Origin of the sequence: Hydrocarboniclastica marina, assembly GCF_004851605.1 — a bacterium.
Taxonomy (GTDB): domain Bacteria; phylum Pseudomonadota; class Gammaproteobacteria; order Pseudomonadales; family Oleiphilaceae; genus Hydrocarboniclastica; species Hydrocarboniclastica marina.
The window spans coordinates 797,439-822,751 of the sequence record NZ_CP031093.1 but is presented as its reverse complement, the minus strand read 5'-3'; the positions used below and the strand labels follow the sequence as shown (position 1 = coordinate 822,751).

The 25,313-nt window shown below is 56.7% G+C and carries 20 protein-coding genes, 2 tRNA genes and 1 rRNA gene; 5 read left to right on the top strand and 18 right to left on the bottom strand.

All coding sequences use genetic code 11. From position 1 onward, the window contains the following. Nucleotides 1-61: 61 nt before the first annotated feature. From soil367_RS03735 to soil367_RS03705, 7 genes are all read right to left on the bottom strand, one after another. Nucleotides 62-137, bottom strand: a tRNA-Ala gene (locus tag soil367_RS03735). An 88-nt stretch (nucleotides 138-225) separates the two neighbouring features. After that, nucleotides 226-302, bottom strand: a tRNA-Ile gene (locus tag soil367_RS03730). 89 nt (nucleotides 303-391) lie between these two features. Then, nucleotides 392-1,927: ribosomal RNA gene (locus soil367_RS03725) — 16S ribosomal RNA — on the bottom strand. 333 nt (nucleotides 1,928-2,260) lie between these two features. Further along, on the bottom strand, nucleotides 2,261-3,097 hold the full coding sequence (pssA, locus tag soil367_RS03720) for a CDP-diacylglycerol--serine O-phosphatidyltransferase (protein ID WP_136547026.1): 837 nt from the start codon (nucleotides 3,095-3,097) through the stop codon (nucleotides 2,261-2,263). A gap of 111 nt (nucleotides 3,098-3,208) precedes the next feature. Continuing rightward, complete coding sequence (gene ilvC / locus soil367_RS03715) at nucleotides 3,209-4,261, bottom strand: ketol-acid reductoisomerase (protein ID WP_281283916.1); 1,053 nt, start codon at nucleotides 4,259-4,261, stop codon at nucleotides 3,209-3,211. Between the two features lie 37 nt (nucleotides 4,262-4,298). Further along, nucleotides 4,299-4,790 carry an acetolactate synthase small subunit gene (ilvN, locus tag soil367_RS03710; protein ID WP_136547022.1) on the bottom strand — a complete coding sequence of 164 codons (492 nt, stop codon included), beginning with the start codon at nucleotides 4,788-4,790 and terminating at the stop codon, nucleotides 4,299-4,301. 2 nt (nucleotides 4,791-4,792) lie between these two features. Then, nucleotides 4,793-6,514: an acetolactate synthase 3 large subunit gene (locus soil367_RS03705; RefSeq protein WP_136547020.1), complete on the bottom strand. Its 1,722-nt coding sequence runs from the start codon at nucleotides 6,512-6,514 to the stop codon at nucleotides 4,793-4,795. Nucleotides 6,515-7,092: 578 nt separating this feature from the next. Here soil367_RS03705 and soil367_RS03700 point away from each other — a divergent pair. Then, entirely contained in the window at nucleotides 7,093-7,515 is a 423-nt protein-coding gene (locus soil367_RS03700; RefSeq protein ID WP_136547018.1) for a DUF4124 domain-containing protein, read from the top strand. Nucleotides 7,516-7,642: 127 nt separating this feature from the next. On the opposite strand, the gene clpB is transcribed toward soil367_RS03700, so the two are convergent. The 3 genes from clpB to rluD form a co-directional block, all read right to left on the bottom strand. Continuing rightward, the gene (gene clpB / locus soil367_RS03695; RefSeq protein WP_136547016.1) at nucleotides 7,643-10,219 is read right to left on the bottom strand and encodes an ATP-dependent chaperone ClpB; all 2,577 of its coding nucleotides are present in this window, start codon (nucleotides 10,217-10,219) and stop codon (nucleotides 7,643-7,645) included. Nucleotides 10,220-10,472: 253 nt separating this feature from the next. Further along, nucleotides 10,473-11,234, bottom strand: a complete 762-nt coding sequence (gene pgeF, locus soil367_RS03690) for a peptidoglycan editing factor PgeF (RefSeq protein ID WP_216642768.1) — start codon at nucleotides 11,232-11,234, stop codon at nucleotides 10,473-10,475. Between the two features lie 2 nt (nucleotides 11,235-11,236). Then, the gene (gene rluD / locus soil367_RS03685) at nucleotides 11,237-12,211 is read right to left on the bottom strand and encodes a 23S rRNA pseudouridine(1911/1915/1917) synthase RluD (RefSeq protein ID WP_172962255.1); all 975 of its coding nucleotides are present in this window, start codon (nucleotides 12,209-12,211) and stop codon (nucleotides 11,237-11,239) included. Between the two features lie 126 nt (nucleotides 12,212-12,337). On the opposite strand from rluD, the gene soil367_RS03680 reads away from it, so the two are divergent. The 4 genes from soil367_RS03680 (at nucleotide 12,338) to soil367_RS03665 (ending at nucleotide 17,042) form a co-directional block, all read left to right on the top strand. Continuing rightward, nucleotides 12,338-13,204, top strand: coding sequence for an outer membrane protein assembly factor BamD (locus tag soil367_RS03680; protein ID WP_246065504.1), 867 nt, complete (start codon nucleotides 12,338-12,340; stop codon nucleotides 13,202-13,204). 56 nt (nucleotides 13,205-13,260) lie between these two features. After that, entirely contained in the window at nucleotides 13,261-14,916 is a 1,656-nt protein-coding gene (locus tag soil367_RS03675) for a sensor histidine kinase (RefSeq protein ID WP_136547014.1), read from the top strand. A gap of 110 nt (nucleotides 14,917-15,026) precedes the next feature. Then, nucleotides 15,027-16,376: a sigma-54-dependent transcriptional regulator gene (locus soil367_RS03670; protein WP_136547012.1), complete on the top strand. Its 1,350-nt coding sequence runs from the start codon at nucleotides 15,027-15,029 to the stop codon at nucleotides 16,374-16,376. 102 nt (nucleotides 16,377-16,478) lie between these two features. Continuing rightward, a complete protein-coding gene (locus soil367_RS03665) occupies nucleotides 16,479-17,042 on the top strand; it encodes a GspH/FimT family pseudopilin (protein WP_136547010.1) in 564 nt (187 codons plus the stop codon). A gap of 72 nt (nucleotides 17,043-17,114) precedes the next feature. Here soil367_RS03665 and soil367_RS03660 read toward each other — a convergent pair whose 3' ends face one another. The 8 genes from soil367_RS03660 to ispH all read right to left on the bottom strand — a co-directional run bounded on the left by soil367_RS03660 (nucleotide 17,115) and on the right by ispH (nucleotide 25,295). Beyond that, nucleotides 17,115-17,540 carry a type IV pilin protein gene (locus soil367_RS03660; RefSeq protein WP_281283911.1) on the bottom strand — a complete coding sequence of 142 codons (426 nt, stop codon included), beginning with the start codon at nucleotides 17,538-17,540 and terminating at the stop codon, nucleotides 17,115-17,117. Nucleotides 17,541-17,619: 79 nt separating this feature from the next. Further along, on the bottom strand, nucleotides 17,620-17,916 hold the full coding sequence (locus soil367_RS03655) for a hypothetical protein (RefSeq protein ID WP_136547008.1): 297 nt from the start codon (nucleotides 17,914-17,916) through the stop codon (nucleotides 17,620-17,622). A gap of 21 nt (nucleotides 17,917-17,937) precedes the next feature. Next, nucleotides 17,938-21,480, bottom strand: a complete 3,543-nt coding sequence (locus tag soil367_RS03650) for a pilus assembly protein (RefSeq protein WP_136547005.1) — start codon at nucleotides 21,478-21,480, stop codon at nucleotides 17,938-17,940. A 61-nt stretch (nucleotides 21,481-21,541) separates the two neighbouring features. Next, nucleotides 21,542-22,024: a pilus assembly PilX family protein gene (locus soil367_RS03645; protein ID WP_172962254.1), complete on the bottom strand. Its 483-nt coding sequence runs from the start codon at nucleotides 22,022-22,024 to the stop codon at nucleotides 21,542-21,544. A 28-nt stretch (nucleotides 22,025-22,052) separates the two neighbouring features. After that, nucleotides 22,053-23,138 (bottom strand): PilW family protein, encoded by a 1,086-nt coding sequence (locus soil367_RS03640; RefSeq protein WP_136550500.1) that lies wholly within the window; start codon nucleotides 23,136-23,138, stop codon nucleotides 22,053-22,055. A gap of 33 nt (nucleotides 23,139-23,171) precedes the next feature. Continuing rightward, a complete protein-coding gene (gene pilV / locus soil367_RS03635; RefSeq protein WP_216642767.1) occupies nucleotides 23,172-23,657 on the bottom strand; it encodes a type IV pilus modification protein PilV in 486 nt (161 codons plus the stop codon). Next, nucleotides 23,654-24,148 (bottom strand): GspH/FimT family pseudopilin, encoded by a 495-nt coding sequence (locus soil367_RS03630; protein ID WP_136547001.1) that lies wholly within the window; start codon nucleotides 24,146-24,148, stop codon nucleotides 23,654-23,656. The genes pilV and soil367_RS03630 overlap by 4 nt, the downstream gene beginning before the upstream one ends. Before the next feature lie 190 nt (nucleotides 24,149-24,338). Continuing rightward, nucleotides 24,339-25,295 carry a 4-hydroxy-3-methylbut-2-enyl diphosphate reductase gene (ispH, locus tag soil367_RS03625; RefSeq protein ID WP_136546999.1) on the bottom strand — a complete coding sequence of 319 codons (957 nt, stop codon included), beginning with the start codon at nucleotides 25,293-25,295 and terminating at the stop codon, nucleotides 24,339-24,341. Between the last annotated feature and the right edge of the window lie 18 nt (nucleotides 25,296-25,313).

Here is a 25,313-nt window from a genome sequence, read left to right as displayed (position 1 = left end):
CACTACTATCCGTATCGTGTTTTCGGTCAAGCAACCGTTGGCCAACTTCCAGGAGGGAAATTGGTGGAGCCAGGCGGGATCGAACCGCCGACCTCCTGCGTGCAAGGCAGGCGCTCTCCCAGCTGAGCTATGGCCCCTGGCTAAAGAATGTCGTGAGACAAGGCATCGGAAGGCGCCGCATAGCCTGCTATGCAAGTCTTTCGATAACGCCGTATCACGAGATTCTGGTGGGTCTGGGTGGATTTGAACCACCGACCTCACCCTTATCAGGGGTGCGCTCTAACCAACTGAGCTACAGACCCAGGTCTACCGGGTCTGCTGACCCTTCTGCTCTTCTTACTCGGTCAAGCAATTCGTGTGGATGCTAATCTGGAACAGTCCAATCATCGTTTAAGGAGGTGATCCAGCCGCAGGTTCCCCTACGGCTACCTTGTTACGACTTCACCCCAGTCATGAACCACACCGTGGTAGTCGTCCTCCTTGCGGTTAGACTAACTACTTCTGGTGCAATCCACTCCCATGGTGTGACGGGCGGTGTGTACAAGGCCCGGGAACGTATTCACCGCGACATTCTGATTCGCGATTACTAGCGATTCCGACTTCACGGAGTCGAGTTGCAGACTCCGATCCGGACTACGACGCGTTTTAAGGGATTGGCTCAACCTCGCGGGTTTGCAGCCCTCTGTGCGCGCCATTGTAGCACGTGTGTAGCCCTGGCCGTAAGGGCCATGATGACCTGACGTCATCCCCACCTTCCTCCGGTTTGTCACCGGCAGTCTCCCTAGAGTTCCCGACCGAATCGCTGGTAACTAAGGACAGGGGTTGCGCTCGTTACGGGACTTAACCCAACATCTCACGACACGAGCTGACGACGGCCATGCAGCACCTGTCACTGCGCTCCCGAAGGCACCCCTCTGTCTCCAGAGGGTTCGCAGGATGTCAAGGCCAGGTAAGGTTCTTCGCGTTGCGTCGAATTAAACCACATGCTCCACCGCTTGTGCGGGCCCCCGTCAATTCATTTGAGTTTTAACCTTGCGGCCGTACTCCCCAGGCGGTCAACTTAGTGCGTTAGCTGCGTCACTAAGGATTCAAGATCCCCAACGACTAGTTGACATCGTTTACAGCGTGGACTACCAGGGTATCTAATCCTGTTTGCTCCCCACGCTTTCGCACCTCAGCGTCAGTATTGGTCCAGGTAGTCGCCTTCGCCACTGGTGTTCCTTCCTATATCTACGCATTTCACCGCTACACAGGAAATTCCACTACCCTCTACCATACTCCAGTCAGACAGTTCAGAATGCCATTCCTAGGTTAAGCCCAGGGCTTTCACATCCTGCTTATCAAACCGCCTACGCGCGCTTTACGCCCAGTAATTCCGATTAACGCTTGCACCCTCCGTATTACCGCGGCTGCTGGCACGGAGTTAGCCGGTGCTTCTTCTGCGGGTAACGTCAATCCCACAGGGTATTAACCTGTGAGCCTTCCTCCCCGCTGAAAGTGCTTTACAACCCGAAAGCCTTCTTCACACACGCGGCATGGCTGGATCAGGGTTGCCCCCATTGTCCAATATTCCCCACTGCTGCCTCCCGTAGGAGTCTGGGCCGTGTCTCAGTCCCAGTGTGGCTGATCATCCTCTCAAACCAGCTACGGATCGTCGCCTTGGTAGGCCTTTACCCCACCAACTAGCTAATCCGACATGGGCTCATCCGATAACGCAAGGTCCGAAGATCCCCTGCTTTCCCCCGTAGGGCGTATGCGGTATTAATCCGGGTTTCCCCGGGCTATCCCCCATTACCGGGCAGATTCCCATGCATTACTCACCCGTCCGCCGCTCGTCAGCATCCCGAAGGACCTGTTACCGCTCGACTTGCATGTGTTAAGCCTGCCGCCAGCGTTCAATCTGAGCCATGATCAAACTCTTCAGTTTAATCTTGCAAAATCCCGAAGGATTTAAATACTGCTCAAAGTTAATCACTCGCATCAATTCACGAGTCACTATCTCTGATAATCTTTATCAGACTATCCCAGATAGCACCCACACGAATTGCTTGACCGTATTGTTAAAGAGCGCAAGGCGTTTCGTTTGCCTTGTCGAGGTGGCGTATTCTACTGCCTTCCTCGGGGGAGTCAACGTATTTTTTGCAGAGTTCACAAATTTGCAAATTTGGCGTCCTCCCGGTCGAGCGAGCTTATTACTACTCCTCAACCGCGACCGGCATTCTACCCTTATGGAGACGCTCGTCAACAGCTTTCTCTCAACTCACTGATCACCGCCAGGTGTTCCCTTCGCAGGCCGGCCTCTCAATCGCCGCAATACTGCCAGTGCGACACCCGACAGCATGTAAAGAAGGAAGACCGTAAAGAGCACTGTACCTGGGCTCTGGGCGACGACAACAAAGATGAGAACAACGGCCAGAATAGCAACGAAAGGCACGCGTCCTTTGAGGTCAAAATCTTTGAAACTGTAATACAGAATATTGCTCACCATCAGGAGACCAACGCCAGCTACAATGATGACGGTCAGGACCTGAAGCCAGCCATCAGCGTCAAACCCATCAAAACACCAAACCAGCCCGGCCACGACGGCTGCCGCAGAAGGGCTTGGCAACCCCACGAAATACCTCTTATCGGTGGAGCCGATCTGCGAATTGAAACGCGCCAGTCTGAGTGCTGCCCCCGCCACGTAGATAAAGGTGATCGCCCAGCCAAACGAGCCAAGTTCACTTAGCGTCCAGAAGAAAGCCACGAGCCCAGGCGCCACCCCGAAAGCCACCATGTCTGCCAGACTGTCGTACTCTTCACCAAACTTACTCTGGGTGTTGGTCATGCGTGCTACACGACCATCCAGCCCGTCGAGAATCATTGAGATAAAGATAGCGACGGCCGAGTACGAAAAGTCGCCGTTCGTAGCCGCAACAATGGCGTAGAACCCGGAAAACAGTGACGCGGTCGTAAAAAGGTTGGGCAAGAGGTAAATACCGCGACGGCGCACCTTGGCCCCGCCAACCAACTCCTCCTCAATGACTTCGGCCCCTAACAGATATGAGCCTTCTTCGTTTCGCTCAGCCTGGGCATCCTTTGATTTGTCATCAGCCATAAAGTCATCCGCTTGCGTTGAATCCATGAGCTAACGAGTATACCGGCGACACCCACGTTACGGTCAAAAAAAACGCGACCCGAAGGTCGCGTTCTGGACATCAACCCGTACTCAATTCTTGGACTTGTCGACGATTTTATTGGCGGCGATCCAGGGCATCATTGACCGAAGCTTTTCACCAACCTGCTCAATCGGATGCTCAGCATTCAGACGACGCCGGGCGGTCATTGAGGGGTAATTGAGATTACCCTCCTGAATGAACATCTTGGCGTATTCACCGGTCTGTATACGTTTCAGAGCGTTACGCATTGCCTGGCGCGACTCAGCATTGATGACCTCGGGACCAGTCACGTACTCGCCATACTCAGCGTTGTTTGAGATGGAGTAGTTCATGTTGGCGATGCCGCCTTCGTACATAAGGTCGACGATCAGCTTGAGTTCGTGCAGACACTCGAAGTAAGCCATCTCTGGCGCATAGCCTGCTTCTGTCAGCGTCTCGAACCCTGCCTTGACCAGCTCGACACAACCCCCGCACAGGACAGACTGCTCGCCGAAAAGATCGGTCTCGGTCTCGTCCTTGAAAGTGGTTTCGATGATGCCGGTACGACCGCCACCAATGGCTGATGCGTAGGCCAGTGCGATGTCCTTGGCATTGCCAGAAGCATCCTGGTGAATTGCAATCAGGTCTGGAATGCCTCGACCTTCTTTATATTCGGTACGAACGGTATGCCCCGGCGCTTTTGGCGCGATCATGATGACGTCCAGGTCGCTGCGCGGAACAATCTGGTTGTAGTGAATATTAAAGCCGTGTGCGAATGCCAGAACCCCACCCTGCTTCAGGTTCGGCTCGATCTGGTTCTTGTAGATCTCGGCCTGATTCTCATCCGGTGCAAGGACCATCACAATGTCGGCGTTCTTTGATGCTTCTTCAACACCCTGCACAGTGAGGCCTGAAGCTTCAGCTTTGCTGGCCGAGGAAGAGCCCGGACGAAGAGCGACTACTACTTCTACACCTGACTCTTTTAGATTGTTGGCGTGGGCGTGGCCCTGGGAACCATAGCCTATGATCGCGACCTTCTTGCTCTTGATCAGCGAAAGATCACAATCTTTATCGTAAAAAACCTTCATCACATTCCCCTGTTGATCATTTGCCTGCTCGTGCAGGCTTCGAAATAAAATTTGTTGCGACGCTCCACGCCCACTAGAGACTGAGGACTTTCTCCCCCCGGGCGATCCCGGAAACCCCTGAGCGAACAACTTCCAGAACCCCGGCAGGGCCTACGGCATTGATAAACGCGTCAAGTTTGTCGCTGTGTCCGGCTAACTGAACCGTATAAACGGTACTGGTGACATCGACGATCTGGCCACGGAAGATATCGACCGTACGCTTGATCTCCGCACGTTGCGCTCCGCCCGCTTTAAGCTTGACGAGCATCAACTCGCGTTCGATGTGAGCCCCTTCGGTCAAATCAACCAACTTCACCACTTCTATTAGCTTGTTCAACTGCTTGGTGATCTGCTCGATGACCCGGTCTGACCCCGTGGTTGTAACGGTCAGGCGCGACAGCGTTGCGTCCTCCGTGGGCGCAACGGTTAGCGTTTCAATGTTGTAGTTGCGCTGAGAAAAAAGGCCAACGACCCGGGACAACGCGCCCGGCTCGTTTTCCAGCAAAACAGAGATAATACGGCGCATGATTAAACCCTCTCCGTTTTGCTGAGCCACATGTCTTTCATCGAGCCGCGAGCTACCAGCATGGGGTAAACATGCTCATGGGGGTCAACGTAGACGTCAAGAAAGACGAGGCGATCGTTCATTGCCAGAGCCTTCTCCAACGCAGGCTCCAGTTCCTCAAAGCGGGTAACCTTGATGCCGACATGACCATAGGCCTCAACCAGCTTGACGAAGTCCGGCAGCGACTCCATGTAAGACTGCGAATGCCGGGACTCGTAGTTCATGTCCTGCCATTGCCGCACCATACCCAACGACTGGTTGTTGAGGTTGAGGATCACCACAGGAATATTGAACTGCTTGCAGGTCGACAGCTCCTGGATATTCATCTGAATACTGCCTTCCCCGGTAACACAAACCACCTGCGCTTCCGGATAGTTCAGTTTCACTCCCATGGCCGCCGGAAAACCGAAGCCCATGGTCCCCAAACCGCCTGAGTTGATCCAGCGGTTAGGTTTATCAAACTTGTAGTACTGGGCGGCGAACATCTGGTGCTGACCAACATCGGAGGTTATGTAAGCGTCGCCGTTCGTTACCCGGTAAAGCGCTTCGATAACCTGCTGAGGTTTCATCAGCTCGTCCGGGCCGGGCTCGTAGCGCATGCCGTGGAAAGCTCGCCACTCATCTATCTGGCTCCACCAGGCAGCGAGCGCATCCTCGTCGGGCTTGGCCTTTGCCTCTTTGACCAGCGCGATCATTTCCTTGAGCACTGAATCAACCGGCCCCACGATCGGCACGTCAGCCGTAACTGTTTTGGAAATCGAAGCGGGATCAATGTCTACATGGATGATACGCGCACCCGGGCAGAACTTGTCCGTTGCGTTCGTAACCCGGTCATCGAACCGCGCGCCGATGCAGAGTATGAGGTCAGAGTGGTGCATGGCCATGTTGGATTCATAAGTGCCATGCATACCGAGCCAGCCCAGCGACTGCTTGTCAGTCGCGGGGAAGCCCCCCAGACCCATCAAAGTATTGGTGACAGGAAACCCCAGCAGGTGCGCTAGATCGGTAAGCTTGTCGGAGGCCTTACCCAGAACTACACCGCCGCCGGCGTAAATGATGGGGCGCTTTGCCGCCAGCAGCATATCGACGGCTTTCTTGATCTGTCCGGCATGCCCCCGGAACGCCGGGTTGTAGGAGCGCAGCTTCACCTTCTTCGGGTAAACGTACTCATAGCGCTCATTAGGCGTCGTCATATCCTTGGGGATATCGACCACCACCGGCCCGGGACGGCCGGTACTTGCGATATAGAACGCTTTCTTCAATGTTTCCGGGATCTCAGACGGATCGCGAATCGACATGTTGTGCTTAACCACAGGCCGGGACACGCCGATCATGTCTGTTTCCTGAAACGCATCTTCGCCGATCAGCGTCGAGGCAACCTGCCCACACAACACAACCATTGGGATAGAGTCGGTGAACGCGGTGGCGATGCCGGTAATGGTATTGGTGGCGCCCGGACCGGAGGTGACCAGCACAACCCCGGGCTGACCCGATGCCCGTGCGTAGCCATCCGCCATGTGGACGGCAGCCTGTTCGTGGCGAACCAGAACGTGTTTGACTTTATCCTGCCTGAAAAGCGCGTCGTAGATGTGCAGCGCAGCTCCACCGGGATAGCCATAGATGTACTCGACGCCCTCGTCCTGCAAATAGCGGACGATCATGTCGGCACCCGATAATAGTTCCACGGAGTAAAACCCTCTTGTCATAGAATGTCCAAGGACGTTCAACAAGCGACCCGATTGCCGAATAACGGATTCAGGTCACTCTGAATATGCCTGGCTCCGCAATCGCTTCTTATGGAAGCCAATAGCGGACAAGGTACTACATAGGTCTGCGAGAGATTGTCTCGTAGGGTCGACGACCCTGAGGGTGGGGATCGTCAAACGCCTGCCGGGCTGGAAAAACGTCGGTCAATGGCGCTGGAAGTGCCTTAACGCAGCATTAGTCCTGGTGGCTAACCCCTGCGTCGGAGAAAACCACACCTATGTAATAGAATCGCTTTAAAGGGGGATACTGCTCGGGATTGCCTGCTGTATTGGCCCCGCTTTCAGGCAGCCATTAATTTTGACACTGGAGCGCGGAGTGTCAATAGAAAAAGCCGCCGAGAGCTTCGTTTCTTGCCTTTTCGGCACCTGTGCATCACGTAACTGAGAAAATCGTCTAATCTTCAGGGAGCACTTGCGCGCTGGCAGGACAGTCGGTGAGCATTGCCTGAAGAGACCAGGCCAAGAAAGGACCTTACTTTGTGTTGACGAGGACCGCCATGAACTACCTAACGCTGGCATTGTGGGCAGCCCTGGTGCTTAGCGCGACCGCTGCTAACGCAGAGGTTTACAAGTGGACTGATGCGCAAGGCAATACGCATTATGGTGACCGCCAGCCGGAAGGCATCAAGTCGAAATCAATGAACATTCGATCCGGCAACCCCGACGATCCTGTACGAATGGCCCCGGAGCGCACAGCGCAACCTGCCCCGGAAGGGGAAAGCAACAGTAGCCAGAACGGTCTCGACCCGGAGCAAGACCGGAAGAACTGCGAGGTTGCCCGCGAGAACCTGCAAGTGCTGACCAATAACAGCCGAGTCCAGATCGAGGAAGCAGGCACGCGGCGCTACCTGACGCCGGAAGAGATCGAGGCCAAGCGGGCTGAACTGGAGCAATTGGTACAAACCCGCTGCGCGACCTGATCAGCGTTCTCGTGGGCGGGGGGGCTGTCAGGCCCTTCTGGTGACTCGTCGGCGGTAAACGCCAAAAAAGCAACCGCTGCCCGAGAGTCTGACAGCGGTTGCGGTTGCGATAGCCGTGCTGGCAACGTCACGCCTCGGTGAATACCAGCTTCTCTCCTTCCACCCGAGCCAGGATGGTGCCGCCTGGCTGGAACTCGCCACGCAGCAGTTGCTGGGCCAGCGGGTTTTCTATCAGCCGCTGGATCGCACGCTTCAGCGGCCTGGCGCCGTACACCGGGTCATAACCAACAGCCGCCAGTTTCTCCATCACAGCCTCATCGAGCTCCAGCTTCAGATCCTGCTCTTTCAGCCGTTGAGCCAGGCGGTCGATCTGAATGCGGGCAATGCCGGCTATCTGGTCAGTCGCCAAGGGATGGAATACCACCACCTCATCCACACGGTTGATGAACTCCGGCCTGAAATGTGTACCGACCACTTCCATCACCGCATTTTTCATCTGCTCGTACTGGGCTTCACCCGCCATGGTCTGGATGATCTCGGACCCGAGGTTGGAGGTCATGACGATTACCGTATTGCGGAAATCGACTGTCCTGCCCTGCCCGTCCGTCAGACGCCCATCCTCCAGCACCTGCAACAGCACGTTGAACACATCCGGATGGGCCTTCTCCACCTCATCCAGCAGCAGCACGGAATACGGCCTGCGGCGCACGGCTTCGGTCAGGTAGCCGCCCTGCTCGTAGCCCACATAGCCGGGAGGCGCACCGATGAGACGCGCGACGGAGTGTTTCTCCATGAACTCCGACATATCAATGCGGACCATGGCTTCTTCGGTATCGAAGAGAAAGTTTGCCAGTGCCTTACAAAGCTCAGTCTTACCTACGCCGGTTGGACCGAGAAACAAAAACGAGCCGTTGGGCCTGCCAGGGTCCGATAATCCTGCGCGGGAACGGCGCACCGCGTTCGCCACGGCCTGCACAGCCTCTTCCTGGCCGATCACGCGTTCATGCAGTGCCTCCTCCATGCGCATCAGCTTGTCCCGCTCGCCCTCCAGCATCTTCGACACGGGGATACCCGTCCACTTGGACACAATCTCGGCAATTTCCTCATCGGTGACACGATTGCGCAGCAAGGTCATTTCCATCATTTCAGCCTGGCTGGCCATGTCCAGCTGCCGCTCCAGTTCGGGTATGCGGCCATACTGAAGCTCAGACATCTTGCCCAGATCGCCGGAGCGCCGCGCCGCCTCGAGCTCGATACGCGCCTGCTCGAGATTGCTCTTTATCTTCTGGGAACCGTGCAGTGCGGCTTTTTCGGTGTTCCAGATTTCCTCGAGGTCGGCGAATTCGCGCTCAATGCCGCCAATAACGCCGTCGAGCTCCGACAGCCGTTTGCGTGAGGCCGCGTCGGTTTCCTTCTTAAGCGCCTCCCGCTCAATCTTGAGCTGAATCAGGCGACGTTCCAGCCGGTCAAGGGCTTCAGGTTTGGAGTCCATTTCCATCCGAATCTGACTCGCAGCCTCGTCTACCAGATCGATGGCTTTGTCCGGCAACTGACGATCGGTGATGTAACGATGGGACAGTTTGGCCGCGGCGATAATTGCCCCATCCGTCACTTCAACGCCGTGGTGTACCTCATATCGCTCCTTCAATCCCCGCAGGATGGCGATGGTGTCTTCCTCAGTCGGCTCATTCACGACTACTTTCTGGAAGCGCCGCTCGAGCGCTGCGTCCTTCTCGATATTCTCGCGGTACTCGTTGAGCGTCGTCGCGCCGACACAGTGCAACTCTCCCCGGGCCAGCGCCGGCTTGAGCATGTTACCGGCGTCCATGGAACCTTCGGCCTTGCCGGCCCCAACCATTGTGTGGATCTCGTCGATAAACAGGATCACCTGCCCTTCCTGCTTGGACAGTTCGTTGAGCACGGCCTTGAGGCGCTCTTCAAATTCTCCGCGGAATTTCGCGCCGGCAATAAGGGACCCCATGTCCAGGGAAAGCACCTGCTTGTCCTTGAGGCCTTCAGGCACCTCGCCGTTGACAATACGCTGGGCCAGACCTTCGACGATCGCGGTCTTGCCTACGCCAGCCTCCCCGATCAGCACCGGGTTGTTCTTCCGGCGCCGCTGCAGAACCTGGATGGTACGGCGGATCTCATCATCGCGCCCGATCACCGGGTCCAGCTTGCCATCACGGGCTCGGGCGGTCAGATCGATGGTGTACTTTGACAGAGCCTGGCGATTCTCTTCCGCGCCTGCGTCGGTGACCTGCTCGCCGCCACGTACTTTATCTATCGCGCTCTCCAGGGATTTACGGTCTACCTTCATTTCCTTGAACAGGCGCCCCGCTGCGCCCCTGTCCTCGAAACAGCCCAAAAGAACAAGTTCGCTCGATATGAACTGGTCACCCCGCTGCTGCGCCAGCTTGTCAGCCACGTTGAATACGCGCCCGAGCTCATTCGACATGTGCACTTCACCCGCATTGCCCTGGACTTTGGGCAAGTCCGTTACGGCAGTGACTATGCCTTGGCGGAAGCGACCCACATCCACGCCCGCTTGCTGAAGCAGGGCCTTAACGCTGCTGCCCTGCTGGTCAATCAGGGCCTGAAGTACGTGAACCGGTTCAATGAAGTTGTTGTCGTTGCCCACTGCCAGGGACTGGGCATCGGCCAGGGCCGTTTGCAGGCGGCTGGTAAGCTTATCAATTCGCATCTCATCTCTTCCTCGTATTCATGGACCAGTCTCAGCCTACTGCTCACCAAGGACATATAGGTGTCGAGAACCCATACAGCGCTGGAAAAACAGAAGCCAAACCGGACTGCCGGGCAGGATCACCTGGAAATGCAGGAACGCTGCACCGGCTCAGTTGCATAAGAGAATGAGGGCATTTCAAAGGACTTCAAGCCGGCAGCGCTGCCAAAAGCAGAAAAACTGATTCAGGTCAAGAGTTACGATCAGGCTCAGATCATTGCCCGGGCGAGAGCCAGACCAAGGTGGCCTGGCGACCAGTGACGCCGTCACGTCGGTATGAGAAGAAAGTCTCTGGCCCCGTCGCTGTACACGAACCACCACCGGAGACTTGAAGCACGCCTGCTGCTTTCAGGCGCATTCGTGCCAAAGCATAGATATCGGCAAAATGGCAGTCGTTACCGCGAGGTCCCGGAACAAAGCAGGCCGCAGCCTCAGCGTTCTGCGCAATGAACGCCTCCCTGACTTCCGGGCCGACCTCAAAGCTACCGGGACCGATGGCGGGACCCAGCCACGCCAGGACCGCGTCAGGCGCATCAAAACAGGCGACCGTCTCTTCCAGAACCCCGTCCAAGAGCCCACGCCAGCCCGCATGAGCCGCTGCTACACGCGTACCTTTGCGGTCACAAAACAAGACCGGAAGGCAATCGGCCGTCAATACCGCGCAGACCTGGCCTGGCCGGGTTGTAGTTGAGGCGTCGGCGCGGGGTTGCGTGGCCCTCAATGGCAGGTCCTCAACGACGGTGCCATGCACCTGGTTCAGCCAACCGATCTGATTGGCCCGGAGACCAAGCTGGCCCGCCAACATGGCACGATTCTGTGCCACGGCCTTTGAATCATCTCCGACGTGGTCTCCCAGATTGAAGCTATCCCACGGCGGCAGGCTGTACCCACCCTGACGGGTTGTGGCACAGGCCTTGACCGTCGGGGGCGCAGGCCAGTCAGGCACAATCAGGGGGACAGGCGGAGTGCCGGCCACGGTTAGAGGGTGCCCTTCGCCGCTTCCGATTCATCCAGGGCGTTAACAAGCTCGACGAAATCCTGCGGCAGCGGGGCCTCCCAGGACACTTCCGCCCCCGTTTCCGGATGCAGCAAGGTCAAGATACGGGCATGCAGGGCCTGCCGCGAAAAACCACCCAGAGTGGCCCGTAGCTTTTCAGTGGCGCCCGCTGGAACACGGAGCCGCCCGGCGTAAACGGGGTCGCCTACCACCGGGTGCCGGATACTGGCCATGTGCACGCGGATCTGATGGGTTCTGCCGCTCTCCAGTTTGCATCGCACGTGAGTGTGCCCGCTATAGCGCCTGATCAGCCGGTAATGCGTTATGGCTGGCTTGCCACCTGGGACAACGGCCATTTTTTTACGCTGGTGCGGGTGCCGACCAATGGGCGCATCGACCACGCCGCCGCCGGTCATGGCGCCGACAACCACCGCTGCGTACTCCCGCCCCATGGTGCGTGCCTGCAACTGATTGACCAGATAGGTATGTGCCACCAGGCTCCGTGCCACCACCATCACCCCCGATGTATCCTTGTCGAGCCGGTGCACGACGCCCGCGCGGGGGATGTGGTCCAGCTCCGGGGCGTGATTCAGCAACGCATTGACGAGCGTACCGCTCGCGTGCCCGGCGGCGGGGTGGACCACGAGCCCTGCAGGCTTATTGAGGACGATGAGATGCTCATCCTCATAAAGAATATCAAGCTCGATCTGCTGTGCCTCCCAGCGGGCCTCGCCTGAGACGATCGCGTCAATGTCGATCGAATCGCCCATGCGCACTTTTTCGCGCGGCTTGCACGCCTTGCCATTGACGCGCAACTGCTCGTTTTTGATCCAGCCCTGAATGCGGGCACGGGAATGCTCAGGCAACAAATCGGCGACTGCCTGGTCTAAGCGCTTTTCGCTGAGTTCTGCCGGAACCTGCATTTTTAGCTGAATATGATCACGAGGGATCGACATGGAATTCCTATGGTTGAAAGCCGCCTTTTGCTGCACATCAGGTTTGAGGCCGGTACAATGCGGAGTCTTGATTTTCAGGTCGCCGGGTGTACCCGGCCGACCGTTTAAACAGGGATTATACGGTAAATGATGACGCGTGCTGCCTTAAAAGCCATTATCCTGGTCCTGTTCGCAGGCCTCACCGCCTGCGCGACCACCGACAGTCAGGTTCTGCCGGAGAAGCAGTACTACGAGCAAGCCCGGAGCGCCATGAACTCGCGCAATTTCAATGAGGCGGCGGAGAATCTGGAGGCGCTCGAAACATACTACCCGTTCGGCCGTTACGCCGAGCAGGCCCAGCTTGACCTGATTTATGCCCGCTACCAGAGCCTGGACCTGACCGGCGCACGCAGGGCAGCAGATCGTTTCCTGCGCCTGAACCCCCAGAGCCCGAACGCTGACTATGCCCTTTACGCTCGTGGCGTTGCCTCATACAACCTTGATGTCAGCCTGGCCGCCCAGTATTTCCCTATCAGTCGATCAGGTCGAGACCCTGGCGAGCAGCGCCAGGCCTTTCGCGATTTCAGCCGCCTGCTTGAGCTCTACCCCAACAGTCCGTACGCGGCTGATGCCAGACAGCGGATGATCGCCATCCACAACCGGCTGGCTGAGAAAGAGCTTGCGGCCGCGCGTTACTATATTAGGCGCCAGGCATATCTGGCAGCTGCAAACAGGGCGCGTTATGTCGTTGAGCGGTTTCCGACGTCGCCCTCAACGGAGGAAGCGCTGATCATGCTGACAGAAACCCAGCGGCTCCTGGGGCTTGATCGTGCTGCAGATGACGCCCAGGCTGTGCTGGCGCTCAACTTTCCCGACAGTGAGGCCTTTGACGAAGAGGGCAACTTCGTTTCGAGCGCTATCAAAGTGGAGAACCGCTCTCTGCTGAGCGTCATGACTTTTGGCCTGCTAGGCAACGGCGACCAGCGCCCGGAGTTCTCTGAAGCTGACGAGTAGATAGCCGGAGGCTGAACTTACGCATCACCCAGCGATCTCCAGGATAATTCGCCCTGATGGAAACCAAAGCGCACCAGCCCGAGCCCGCCCCAACGGTTGAGATCGCGCCGGGCCAGATTCAACGTCATCAAAAAACGCGCCTGTTCCGCGTTTATAACCATTACCGGCTAGCCATAAGCCTGGTCCTGGTTATGTTGCTGATAGTCGACCTTGAAGCGCTTCAGCCGCAGTACCGGTTCCCGGCGTTCTACCAGGCACTTGTTCTCGGCTATTTCGGTTTGAATGCCTTTATCGGTTTCATGCTCCTGGCCGGTTTTCAGCCTCACTCCCGCCACACGACAGTGTCTGTGCTGGTGGACCTGCTTGTGCTGCACGGCATGCTGTTCTTCAGCAGCGGTATAACCAGCGCTCTGGCCAACCTGATTATCATCTCGGTCGCCGCCGGCAACATTCTCAACCCCACCCGACTGGGCTTCTTTTTTGCGGCGCTCGCCGCAATCGGGTCGCTGGCCCTGGCCGGATGGGACGCAATGGTCATTGGCGGCGGCAACACCGGCGACGACATTGTCAGAGCGGGCTTTCTCGGCATTCTCTACTTCGGCGTAGCGTTTGTACTTCAGAACATTACCCGCCGACTGATTTTCAGCGAGGCGCTTGCAAGCGAGCGGGCCGAGAGTATTGCAGCGCTGGAGCGGCTCAACCACCAGATCATCCAGCGCATGCGCACCGGCATTATCGTGGCTGACCCCCAAGGCGAGGTTAAGCTGGCCAACGAAGCCGCCGGTGAACTGCTGCTGGGCGAACGTCGAGCCTCACGGGACCTGGAGCGCCTGCCAACGCCGCTGCAGGAGCGCCTCGAACGCTGGTTTGCGCAGCCCTCCCATCGCACCGAACCGTTTCAGGTCGACATCGCCAGCCCCATGCTCCAGGCCAATTTTACCCGGCTGGAACAGGAGTCCGACGATCGTTTGCTTATATTCCTCGATGACACCAGCAAAATCACCCAGCAGGCCCAGCAGCTCAAACTCGCCTCCCTTGGCCGACTTACAGCAGGCATCGCTCACGAGGTCCGGAACCCGTTGGGCGCTATCAGCCACGCCGCCCAGCTCCTGGCCGAATCCGATGCGCTGAACGGGCCGGACCGGAAAATGCTCGACATCATCCAGCGCCACGCCGCGCGGGTGAATACCATTATCGAGAATGTTCTGGAGCTCTCGCGCCGGCGTCAACCCGACGCCCGGGTTCATGATCTTTATCTATGGACGCTCGAACGCGTCACGCACTATCAGAACGACTGCGACCAGCACAGTGACATCAGCCTGGAACCCGGCAGTCACCGCCCCCAGGCGCGCTTCGACAGCTCTCAGATGGAGCAGGTGTTAACGAACCTGATCGACAATGGCTTGCGTTATAGTGAACAGGAAACCGGCGCGCGCGCGCTGGATATGAGTATCGGGATGGCAGAGGACGGTGAACGGGCTTATCTCGACATTCGCGACCGCGGTCCGGGCATATCGGAGAGTCAGCGGGCGTCTATATTCGAGCCCTTCTATACTACGGAGAGAACAGGAACCGGGCTGGGCCTCTACCTAGCCCGGGAGCTCTGCGAGGCAAACCAGGCGCAACTCGCACTGATCGATGCAGGTCCGGGCGGCTGTTTTCGGATCACGTTTGCCCATCCCCAAAGACAGAGCCTGAACGCGTCGCTGTAAGGTGTTGCGCTGGCACAGAAGCTCTTTGTGGACTTGAAGGACTCGCGCCAGGCAGAAATTGAAGACCAGCAAACGCCACGTTTGTAACTCAATCGACAAGAACGGATGCCATGACTGACGCTACAGCACTGGTCGTCGATGACGAGCCCGATATCCGGGAGCTGCTCGACATCACCCTGACCCGAATGAATATCCGATGCGTAACCGCGGCCAATCTCAAGGAAGCCCGGGACCTGCTAGCAGCGCAGCCGTTTCAGCTCTGTCTGACAGACATGAATCTGCCCGATGGCAACGGCATCGATCTGGTGCAGTGGATGCAGAAAGCCCATCCGGAAACCCCCGTGGCCGTCATCACAGCGTATGGCAGCATGGACACAGCAGTGCTTGCGCTCAAGGCAGGTGCTTTTGACTTTGTCTCCAAGCCCGTAGAGCTCGGGCGGTTGCGCGAATTGGTGGAAAACGCCCTACGGCTTACCACACCCGCAAGTGGCGCCGCAGCCAGTGATAACGACAGCGACGGGCTTCTCCTCGGCGAATCCCTTGAGATAAACCAGCTGCGCAAACAAGTAAGAAAGGTCGCTCGCAGCCAGGCCCCGGTCTATATCAGCGGTGAGTCTGGCAGCGGCAAAGAGCTGGTCGCGCGCATGATCCATATGCAGGGCCCCCGACGTGACGGCCCTTTCGTACCCGTCAACTGCGGCGCCATTCCTTCCGAACTCATGGAAAGCGAATTCTTCGGCCACAAAAAGGGCAGTTTCACCGGCGCGACCGAGAACAAAACCGGCCTGTTCCGCGCAGCCCAGGGCGGCACCCTGTTCCTGGATGAAGTGGCTGACCTGCCCGTATCGATGCAGGTTAAGCTGCTGCGGGCGATCCAGGAGAAAGCTGTGCGTGCGGTGGGCGATCACCTGGAGCAGGCCATCGACGTGCGCATCCTCAGCGCCACGCACAAGGACCTGCCCCATCTGGTCAAGGAAGGCAGCTTCCGGCAGGACCTCTTCTACCGCATCAACGTCATCGAACTCAAAGTCCCTCCGCTACGCGCGCGTGAAGACGACATTCCCCTGCTGACCCGGCATATCCTGGCCAAGCTCGCCCAGGACTACGAAAGCCCTCAGGCTCAGTTGAGCGCCGCCGGACTGGACAAGCTAAAAAGCTACAGCTTTCCAGGCAATGTGCGGGAACTCGAGAACATACTGGAGCGCGCGTTCACACTCTGCGATGGGGACATTATAGACGCAGACGACCTGCAGCTTGCGGCCAACGAAGAGGGTAGCGGCGGACACTCGACAACGCCAGACGGCCGGATTGACCTGGAAAACTTTCTCGAGCGGATCGAGCGGGAGGCCATTGAGAAGGCTTTGGAAGCCACTGGCGGCAACAAGACCGCGGCGGCGAAGCGGCTGGGGATCAGTTTCCGGGCTATGCGGTACCGGTTGAAGAAGTTGGGGATGGAGTGAACAAACTCTAGCTTCGGCAATATTTGATTAGCAAAGAAAACTATAACTCAATATACTGTCGCGCTTCACCAAGGACGGATACTGGATTAAAGGATATCAAGGATGATCTATCATCGACAAAGGGCTTTCTCCCTTGTTGAGCTTATAACTGCTATTGCCATCCTCGCGATTACAGTCTCGTTTGCTGTCAGCAGCATGCAGCCTGTCTCGGCGCGCACCACCACACGAAGCGTCCTGGCCAAAGTCTATGCAGGTTTCCAGTTTGCCAGGAGCGCAGCTGTCAACAAACAGCAACTCGTGACCATTTGCCCCCTCGATGGCAACGGTGAATGCATTAACGACTGGAACCAACCCATCAGCATTTTTCTCGATCCCAGCAATGAACGATCACTGACCGATGGAAACCTGCTTCAGCTCATACCGGCTACAACGTCCGGTTCGCTGATCGCACAACCAGCGAGCAAACGATACTTCCAGTTTCGCCCTATAGGAACGGTCCATGGCACTCTGGGCAACGTGACCTTTTGCCCTCAAAATGGCGACGCCATCCATGCAGGACAGCTCATTCTGAGTAGCGGCGGAAGGCTGCGTTATGCACGCGACAGGGACCAAGATGGCGTTGCAGAGGGCAGCGACGGCTCACCCATTAGCTGTACCAGGTCGTGAGTGTTGTAGAGGGTCGTGAGTGTGTGCAGTACTGCAGCAGGTCAGGATAACCCATCAAGCCGCACAGACCGTTTACCAACAGTCCGCCACAACCACGGCCCCTTTGGTCGCAGTCCGGGTTCCATCATGACCTAGCGTGAGCGTTCCGCAGCGGTCGTCAACCTGTCCAGCCGTGGGTACAGCCTTGAGCACGAACGAATTGCGGGCGACAGCAGGGTCAAAGCTGATGTTATAAAAAGTGGTCCCGTTCCTCGGAGAGACTGTAAAAGGCAGCGCCGGGTCGGCGCCGCCGTCCCGGTAATCAAAATTTGCGGAATAGCGACGTTCCATCCATTGGGCCAACTCGAGCATGTCTGCCTGAGCGGCCGCTCTTCTGGTGTTCTCGACGTAGAGTTTGTATGACGGGAAAGCAATTGCCGCAAGAATGCCAATGATGGCCACGACAATCATCATTTCTATGAGGGTGAAGCCCTGGCTATCTACTGCTTTTATTTTCACTGTCCGGCCCTTTCAGAAACTGATAAACCCCGGCTTCAGCAAGATACTGAGCGTGGGCGATAATACTCCTCAGGTCCGGTCAACGGACCTTCAGAACCTGAATCACTGAGCGCGTGCCGTTCTGGAGCTGCAACTCGATCTCCATACCTTCACGAAGCACGCCTGGCAAAGTCGCGCCTGAGACCAGGTTTCCGTTATAGCGGACCACTTCTGCAAACGTGTAGCGACGGTCCGAGACCGAGACCTCCCGCTCCTCGAAGTCCAGATAGTCGACAGTACCGATTATTACCGGCCGAGTGTGCTCCAGGCCATCGCTCGCACCGGCCCAACATACCGGCCATGAAATCAGCAAGACCAGCATTAACAAGTTACTCATTTTCATCTCAGCGCCCTCTGTCTAACGCAGCTGCTCCCATGTTTGACGACCGCTCGACCCCTCACCTCGAAGGCACAGCTGCCCCCCAACAACGCAGTCGCGATCATCTTGGCGGATGGTGCTTAGCTTAGTCCCGTCACCTTCGGAGATTCCGTTGATTACGTCATCCACAACCCTATCTCTGTGGTCGAATTTCTTGTCAAGATTGAGATCAAAGACCGAAGCGGGCGTTCGACCGCCTGTGGCCAATAGGAAATCCATAATGTAACCACCCCGACCTGCAGTGCATGGTTGCGAATCCGGGATCAGAGTGGTGAAACGGATCCGGCTCGGATCGAGCCCGCCAGGAAGAGTGGGACCGCTGATAACCCGCTCACCTGTGTTCGTTGAGTCAAATTCGAGGTCCATATACCAACCCTTACGTGAACTCTCTATGGTGCGCTCCGAAATGCGGCGGACTTTGTAGCTCTTGGAACCGCCTTCTATGAGCCCAACAGTCACTGAAGCTTGAGTTTCTATCACCTGTTCAACAAGATCACTTCGACTGATGGAGGTTCCGCCGGTGTCAAAGACGCCGTACAGAGATTGGACCTGGTTATCGATGTCATCCCCTGTGCGGAAGAAACTACCGGTACCGAAAGAGACTACTAGAGTACCAGGCTTACCAGGCACAGGAGCACCCGCTGGGGGAGTAGTAATAGGCTGGCGATTACCTGTCTGATCCGTGGCCCGAAATAGGAGCTCTTTGGTCCAGTCACTTACGTCCGTATCAGACAAATCGAATCGCCAGAGATTGCCCTGCAGGTCGCCAGCATAAGCCCGATCTAGAATACGGCCGCCGTTCGGCCAATCCGTCACGTAGGGCCCACTCAGCCCATTGGGCGTCGTCGCGGTCCCTGCCCCTGCGATTATTTTCTTGATTAGAGACCCATCCGCCAGATTGACAACGTACAGAACAGCATCATGCCCTGCACTGTTATAACCGTTTCCAAACACCGCCACCCACCGGCCATCTCGCAGCGGCATTACCGCTGGCTGACCGATACCGTATCCCATATCCGGGTCTGTGAATTCCCAAAGTATGTCGCTCGCTTCCACGGCCGCGGGGTCGGTCACATCGATGGCGAAAATAGTCCGACCGCCTAGCCCCATGCTGCTGACCAGTACGGTTCTCCAGCTACCATCGATATAGGCATCGGAAACAACCGGAGTCCCATCCATAAAATAATGGTAGGAGGAGTCTTTGCCCATGAGCTGGCTTATCCTTGCATGGTTCTGGCCTGCCTCAGGCCGAAAGAGCTCACCTGGCATGTAGGCAAACAGCTCCGCCCCGGTCGTTGAATCGAATCCGTGCAGCATGCCGCTGTTGGCACCGACATATAGGGCATCGACCCTGTTGTTGTAGACAGTTGAGGCCCTGTAGTCTCGATAGGCTTCACCAATCCCCGGCAACTGGGTATAGCCCAAGGGTACTTTGGGGGCATACTGCGGGTTGGAGCTGACGATGTCGCCCAACAGCCTGATATCCTCAGCCTCGGCTTCGTCTTCCTCCGCTATTTTTGGGCGCCGACGCAACGCATTGTGATCGTTCACGCCGCGCAACCAAGCGATCCGCGCTTCCGCGAGCCCATCTATTACATTTGCCGGGTTGACGTTAAGAGCAGAAACTTGCGCAGCACTCAAATTGGTCAGCCCGAGATCGACGGCTGCAGAGCCATTATGTGTCAATATATTGCGCTCCCCTGGGAGCATTCTATTGAGCATTACTTCTGCATCCCAACTGGGTATCTTGCTCGGCACTCCTCTATCGTCCAGTTCAAATGCCTTGAGAGTCCCGCTCCAATCGTCGCTGCGGAAACCCGCGACGAAGCTCATCGAATCATCCTGTAAAGACGATGAATTGATAGCAGCAGCAGAAGCCGATTGGGCGGCCCTACTCCCCGCCTCGTTGAGCAGAGCCAGAAATTTAGTCGCAAACGTGTCAGGGTTAGCGGCATTAACAAACTCGCCGCGACCGTTGATACTTGCATGGAGCAGGTCATCGATTTTGGCAGGGTCCGACGAAGTAGGGTCAGGCCAGGCTACCGCGGTCTCGTTTGCAATTGCTGCCTGAACCGCTTCGGAGTCGAGCTCAACACTACCGGTGACCCCCAAGCCGATGCCCATTGTTACCATATGCTGCCAGAACGCCGGATTTTTGGGCCCGGTCGGCACCCGGTTTTCCATGTTTGTCCGAAGGTCCCTCTTCCAGTAATACATGGCAACATCGGCCAATGTACTGGAGTGGTTATCCTCAAAGGGATCAACAGGAGCGTAGGTAAAACTCTGATCGCCAGGTCCTGTTATAGTGGGATTGCCGCTGGAGCTACCGTCCGTGTTTTCTCTTGCTCCTTCCTGACTTGCCGCGTCGCCGCTCCAGTAACCGTCAGTCATCAGGATGGTGAAGCTTTGTCGGCACTCAACATGGGACGTCGTATCGTTGTTGCCCGGAAGTTTGCCCCAGGGTCCAGCGTTGTCGCTACGGGCGTAATATTCTCCCGCATCACCCAGGGCCCGGCGCAGCGGGGTACCAGAATTAGGTATCGTGCGGTCATAAAGCTTCGAGAAGAAATTTTCCCGGGCGGCGCCCTCGAATCGTCTAACGCCATCAATTATGGTTCTAGTCTCTACACCGTCAACGACGCTACTGCTTTTATTGATGGTTCCGAACCCAACACGGCGATTTTTGCCTTGTGCAGCGAATGCTTCGCCAATGCCCGCCCTGGCCGCAAGAATGCGGGACCGATAGTACTGGAACCAGTTTGCGAAATTCTGGATTTCTTCAGCCTTGCTCCGACTGGCTGTGGTGCCGTCCGGCCCGACATACGAGAACCTTGCTGAAGCAGCCGTGGTCGTCGTTATTTCCACCTTGTCGTAGTCGTCGATGTCCAGCGGATCTCCGCCCGCCTTGAGAGTGAAGTAGGTAACAGGCCAAAAGCTATGCTCGGCGTTACAGGAATATGACTGCACCCCCGTGCTAGTGCCCCAATACCAGTGGGAGCGCTTCGTCTGCTTCTGCGTGAGATTCATCCCACCTATAGCTGGAAGTGACGGGTTGTAGAGCGCGTTCGCTGGGTCAGCGTTGGCCATTTTGGACCCATCACTTTCGCTCCAGGCTGTGTAAGTGACATTCGGGTTGTAATACACCTTGTTATTATGGGCAGAGCGCAGCCAGACATTATGAAAATTGTCGTCGGCAAAGGTGGGAACGTAGTAACGTCTCTGGTCACCGCAACTAACCGTGTAGTCACCACCGCCATATACACCGCGGGGCTGGGGGTAGACAAAAGGCGTGAACGCTGCGCCGCCGCTGTTCTCCTCCGGCATGTACTCAAAGTGCATCGAGCCTGAGTCATCGAGTACAAACATGATGTTCGGCTCAATCGTTGGTGCAGCAGCAAGTGGCTTTTCGGCAATTTCAACCGCTGCCAGCGCCGAAGTTATCGTCCCGAAAGAAAGCGCAAAGCCAAGCGCAACGTGAACTCCATGGCGCACCCATTCTCTACCGTTCGCTTGAATTTTCATCGCTTGGCTCCCGTTTCAACAGCAATACCATGGAGTTTTTCAAGACTCATATAACTGTGCCTCATGGCATCACCCGGCTTTGTATCACTACTGTGGTAGTGTCCGACCCGCCCTGTCCCCGCGCGGTTACGGCGAGAATATCCCTACAGGGCGTTCGGAAGTCAGCACCCGGCGGACAAACCTCACCCTGCCAAACGACATGAAAGGCCGGATCGGCCGATAACTGATCGTCGAGATCAGCGACAGTGCCGCTGGGCTCGCTGCCGTCCCAGGTCTCGGGTGAGACCAGTAGTTCCTCGTTCATGGCAGCAGGAACATTAGCTACGGCCCATTCTTCCCCTACGCGCAAAGCTGTCTCTGTAGCTTCAAATGCCATTTCGCGATCCCTCAGGTTGCCGGCCATCCGCTCCTGAAGGATTGTCCCCTGCATCGACGCTACCCCCACCAGGGTCATTAGAAGAAGCATGACGAGTGACACGATAAGAGCACTTCCCCGTTGCCCTCGAGTAGCTTTAAAGTCGAGAATATCTTTTTGAATTAGCATCCCGGAACGCATTATTTTCGCCCTCAGATCAATTTGCACGGCTGCGTATCGCAACGGTTGTGGTACCGACAAGCCGTGCGCGTCGATCGTTTGGAACATCAATGACAGTGCCTGCGAGATTAAAAGTTGGATCCTCGTCTTCGGCACCGAAGTTCAAAGTCGCGTCCTGCGACCTCATCAAAAACGCGATCCGCAAGCTCACTACGTCGTCCCAATTAGCCACGTTGTTCGCCGTAACGTAGCTGCCAACACGGCCGTTGATACCCGTGCTCACCCCGTAAAGCACCTGCATGCTCTCAACCCCGTCCACTAATTCCTCAGCGCTTCCAGATCCTGTAGCGTCAAACACGTAGCGATAAAGAGCTGGATCACCGTTAGGATTCTCGCCGATGAAGTAGGCGGTGCTGGTGTTAACCAGAATGGTTGCGCCAGGTCCGTAATTCTGGGTAAAGGGGTTGCCCGGGCTGTTATTGTTACCCGGAGTAAATCCCCCCATGACGCCTTTCGTGACATCTGCGCTGTTATCGTTGTTTGTTTTTTGAAACATGTCGCCACCACTACAGGTGTCGTTGGTCGCGACGAGGATGCTGCCCTGTTTTATATCTGCGCTGTCATCGAGCTTTATCGTTGTGCCACTGATACTTTCCACGACCACGGGTAGACGTTGGGCTCGATTGACGACAAACACATCACTGCCTGCCATCACATTCCCGGCCAGCTCTGCTGGAAAATCAGCACCACCTCCCTGAAAATCACCTGGTCCTGCCAGAACCAAATCATAGGCACCGCCTGGACCGGTGTTGGCGTATTCCCATCCCTGCAACGCCTGGCCCATAAAAAAACCGCCAGCGCCAGGATTTGCGGCGTCAGCCGCCAGTAGGTTATTAATCCTGGTGGTGCAGCCTCGGTAACCGGCCAATCGCAACTCGTATTTCAAGTACTCGAGGGAAAACCGAACATTCTCCTGCATTCGAGCCATAGCATCAGTCATCCGGTAGGTCTGACTGTTGCCAAGAAAGATTTGCACGACACCCAGCGTCAGAACGACTCCCAACGCCATGGCGATGAGCAGTTCGACAAGGGACAGGCCTCGCTGTCGCAGTTTTTGCGTCATGGCAACGCTCGCTCCAAGTTAAGTAACGCTGGTTCAAAGCCCGGCGGTGAAGGAAAAACTGATGGGGTCGTCGGGCTCATTGCGATCCTCTACCCACTCAACGCTAACGGTTGCCTGCTGCCCAACCACTTCAATCCCGCCGTTGCCTAATGGAAGCAGGCAGGCGAGCTGGTTTCTCCACTCCGCAAGGTCATCAGCGGGAACGTTGTTGTTGCCTGGATCGTGATCGACGTCACAGGCAGCCGGATCGCCCGGCAATGGGCTGTTATATCCGTCGATATTGGTTCGATTCACCCTCATTCTTTCCAGCATGTCATGGGCGAGTAGTGTGGCCTGACTTCTGGCCTGAGCAGCAGTTGTGAACTGCATTGACGAGACCTGCAGAGCTGCAAGACCCAATAAGCCAATAGCCAGGATCAGCACCGCCACGAGCACTTCAATCATGCCTATTCCAGCCTGCCTTCTTGCACCGCCGGATGTTGAGTTTTTCAACGCCATGCGCCCGATCTTCCTCGTCATTGACAGTTCTCCAGGCGGAGCCCAGTACGACCCGTTAAGCCAACCTCAACCTGCCTCCGCCGATTGGTATCTCCAGCAGTACATGCGTCAGGCTGCAGGTCAATTTCAACAGTACCGGCCCCTGCAACCGGTAGCGATCTAGTGCCGCGACCGTCAAAGACAACCTGGGTGTGGGTTTGGTTAAAGCTGATAGCATCAGGCGCCGCGTAGCTGCGAATCATATTTGCAGCTACGCACCCGCCGGGCTCCAGATGAACGCACCAGCCGTCAGCAAAGCTCGCGCCGTTCGCCGTAATCCCAACTGTTGTGCCACGTTTGACTGCTTCGCTACGCGCCAGATTGAAGGCTGAGATCAAGGTGTTTGTCTGGGTCGACACTCTGTTCTCTTCGATGACGCGCTGGAAAGAGGGCAAAGCGATTGAGGCGGCAATCGCGAACACAGCAATAGCGACCATCAATTCAATCAGCGTGAAGCCGTTTTGTCTGTCCATCAATCTCGAACCCTGCCAAGCACATTTGGGAGTATCACGAGATTAACTATAGGACACGCACGGCAGACCACCAGAGAGCGACGACGACCGGCCGCAGTTTCAGGATAAGCGGTATGGTTCAGCTAAATAACGAGAATGGTTTCAATACAAGATAGGTGGGCGGGTAACACCAAAATTTCTTACTGCGACATCAGCTATCAACTTCTTGCACTGGAATCCGAAGCTCCTTCGGCATAGAAAAAACAATATTCTCCTCCCGTCCGGAAACCTCCTGCGGCGCTTCACCGCCGAGCTCCTGCAGCCGCGCCACTACCTCGTTCACCAGCACTTCTGGCGCTGACGCACCTGCGGTCACTGCGACAGCGCGCTTGCCTTCCAGCCACTCGGGCTTGATCTGGCTGGCTTCGTCGATCAGGTAGGCGGGGGTACCCATGCGCTCAGCCAGTTCGCGTAGGCGATTGGAGTTAGAACTGTTGGGAGAGCCGACAACTAGCATGAGGTCGCAGTCGGTGGCCATCTGCTTGACCGCGTCCTGCCGATTCTGCGTGGCATAGCAGATGTCGTCTTTACGCGGACCCAGTATGGCCGGGAAACGCTCTCTGAGCGCATCAATGACGCGCGCGGTGTCGTCCATGGACAGGGTGGTCTGGGTCACGTAGGCCAGGTTCTGGGGGTCTTTTACCTCAATCGAGGCGACGTCGGCGACGTCCTCAACCAGGTAGATGGCGCCACCGGCGGAGCCATCATACTGCCCCATGGTGCCTTCCACCTCCGGATGGCCGGCGTGGCCTATCAGGATGCACTCGCGCCCTTCCCGACTGTAGCGCATGACTTCCATATGCACTTTGGTCACCAGAGGACAGGTGGCGTCAAAAACCTTGAGACCTCGACCCTTGGCTTCGTTCTGTACCTTCTGTGACACGCCGTGGGCGCTGAATATCACCAGAGCGTCATCCGGAACCTCGTGCAGCTCATCCACAAAGACCGCGCCACGGTTACGGAGCTTCTCGACCACAAAGCGGTTGTGGACTACCTCATGCCGCACATAAATGGGCGCACCAAAAACATCCAGAGCCCGGTCAACGATCTCGATGGCGCGGTCAACGCCAGCGCAGAAGCCGCGGGGGTTGGCGAGTCTGATTTGCATAAGGCGCTCCATCGAGGT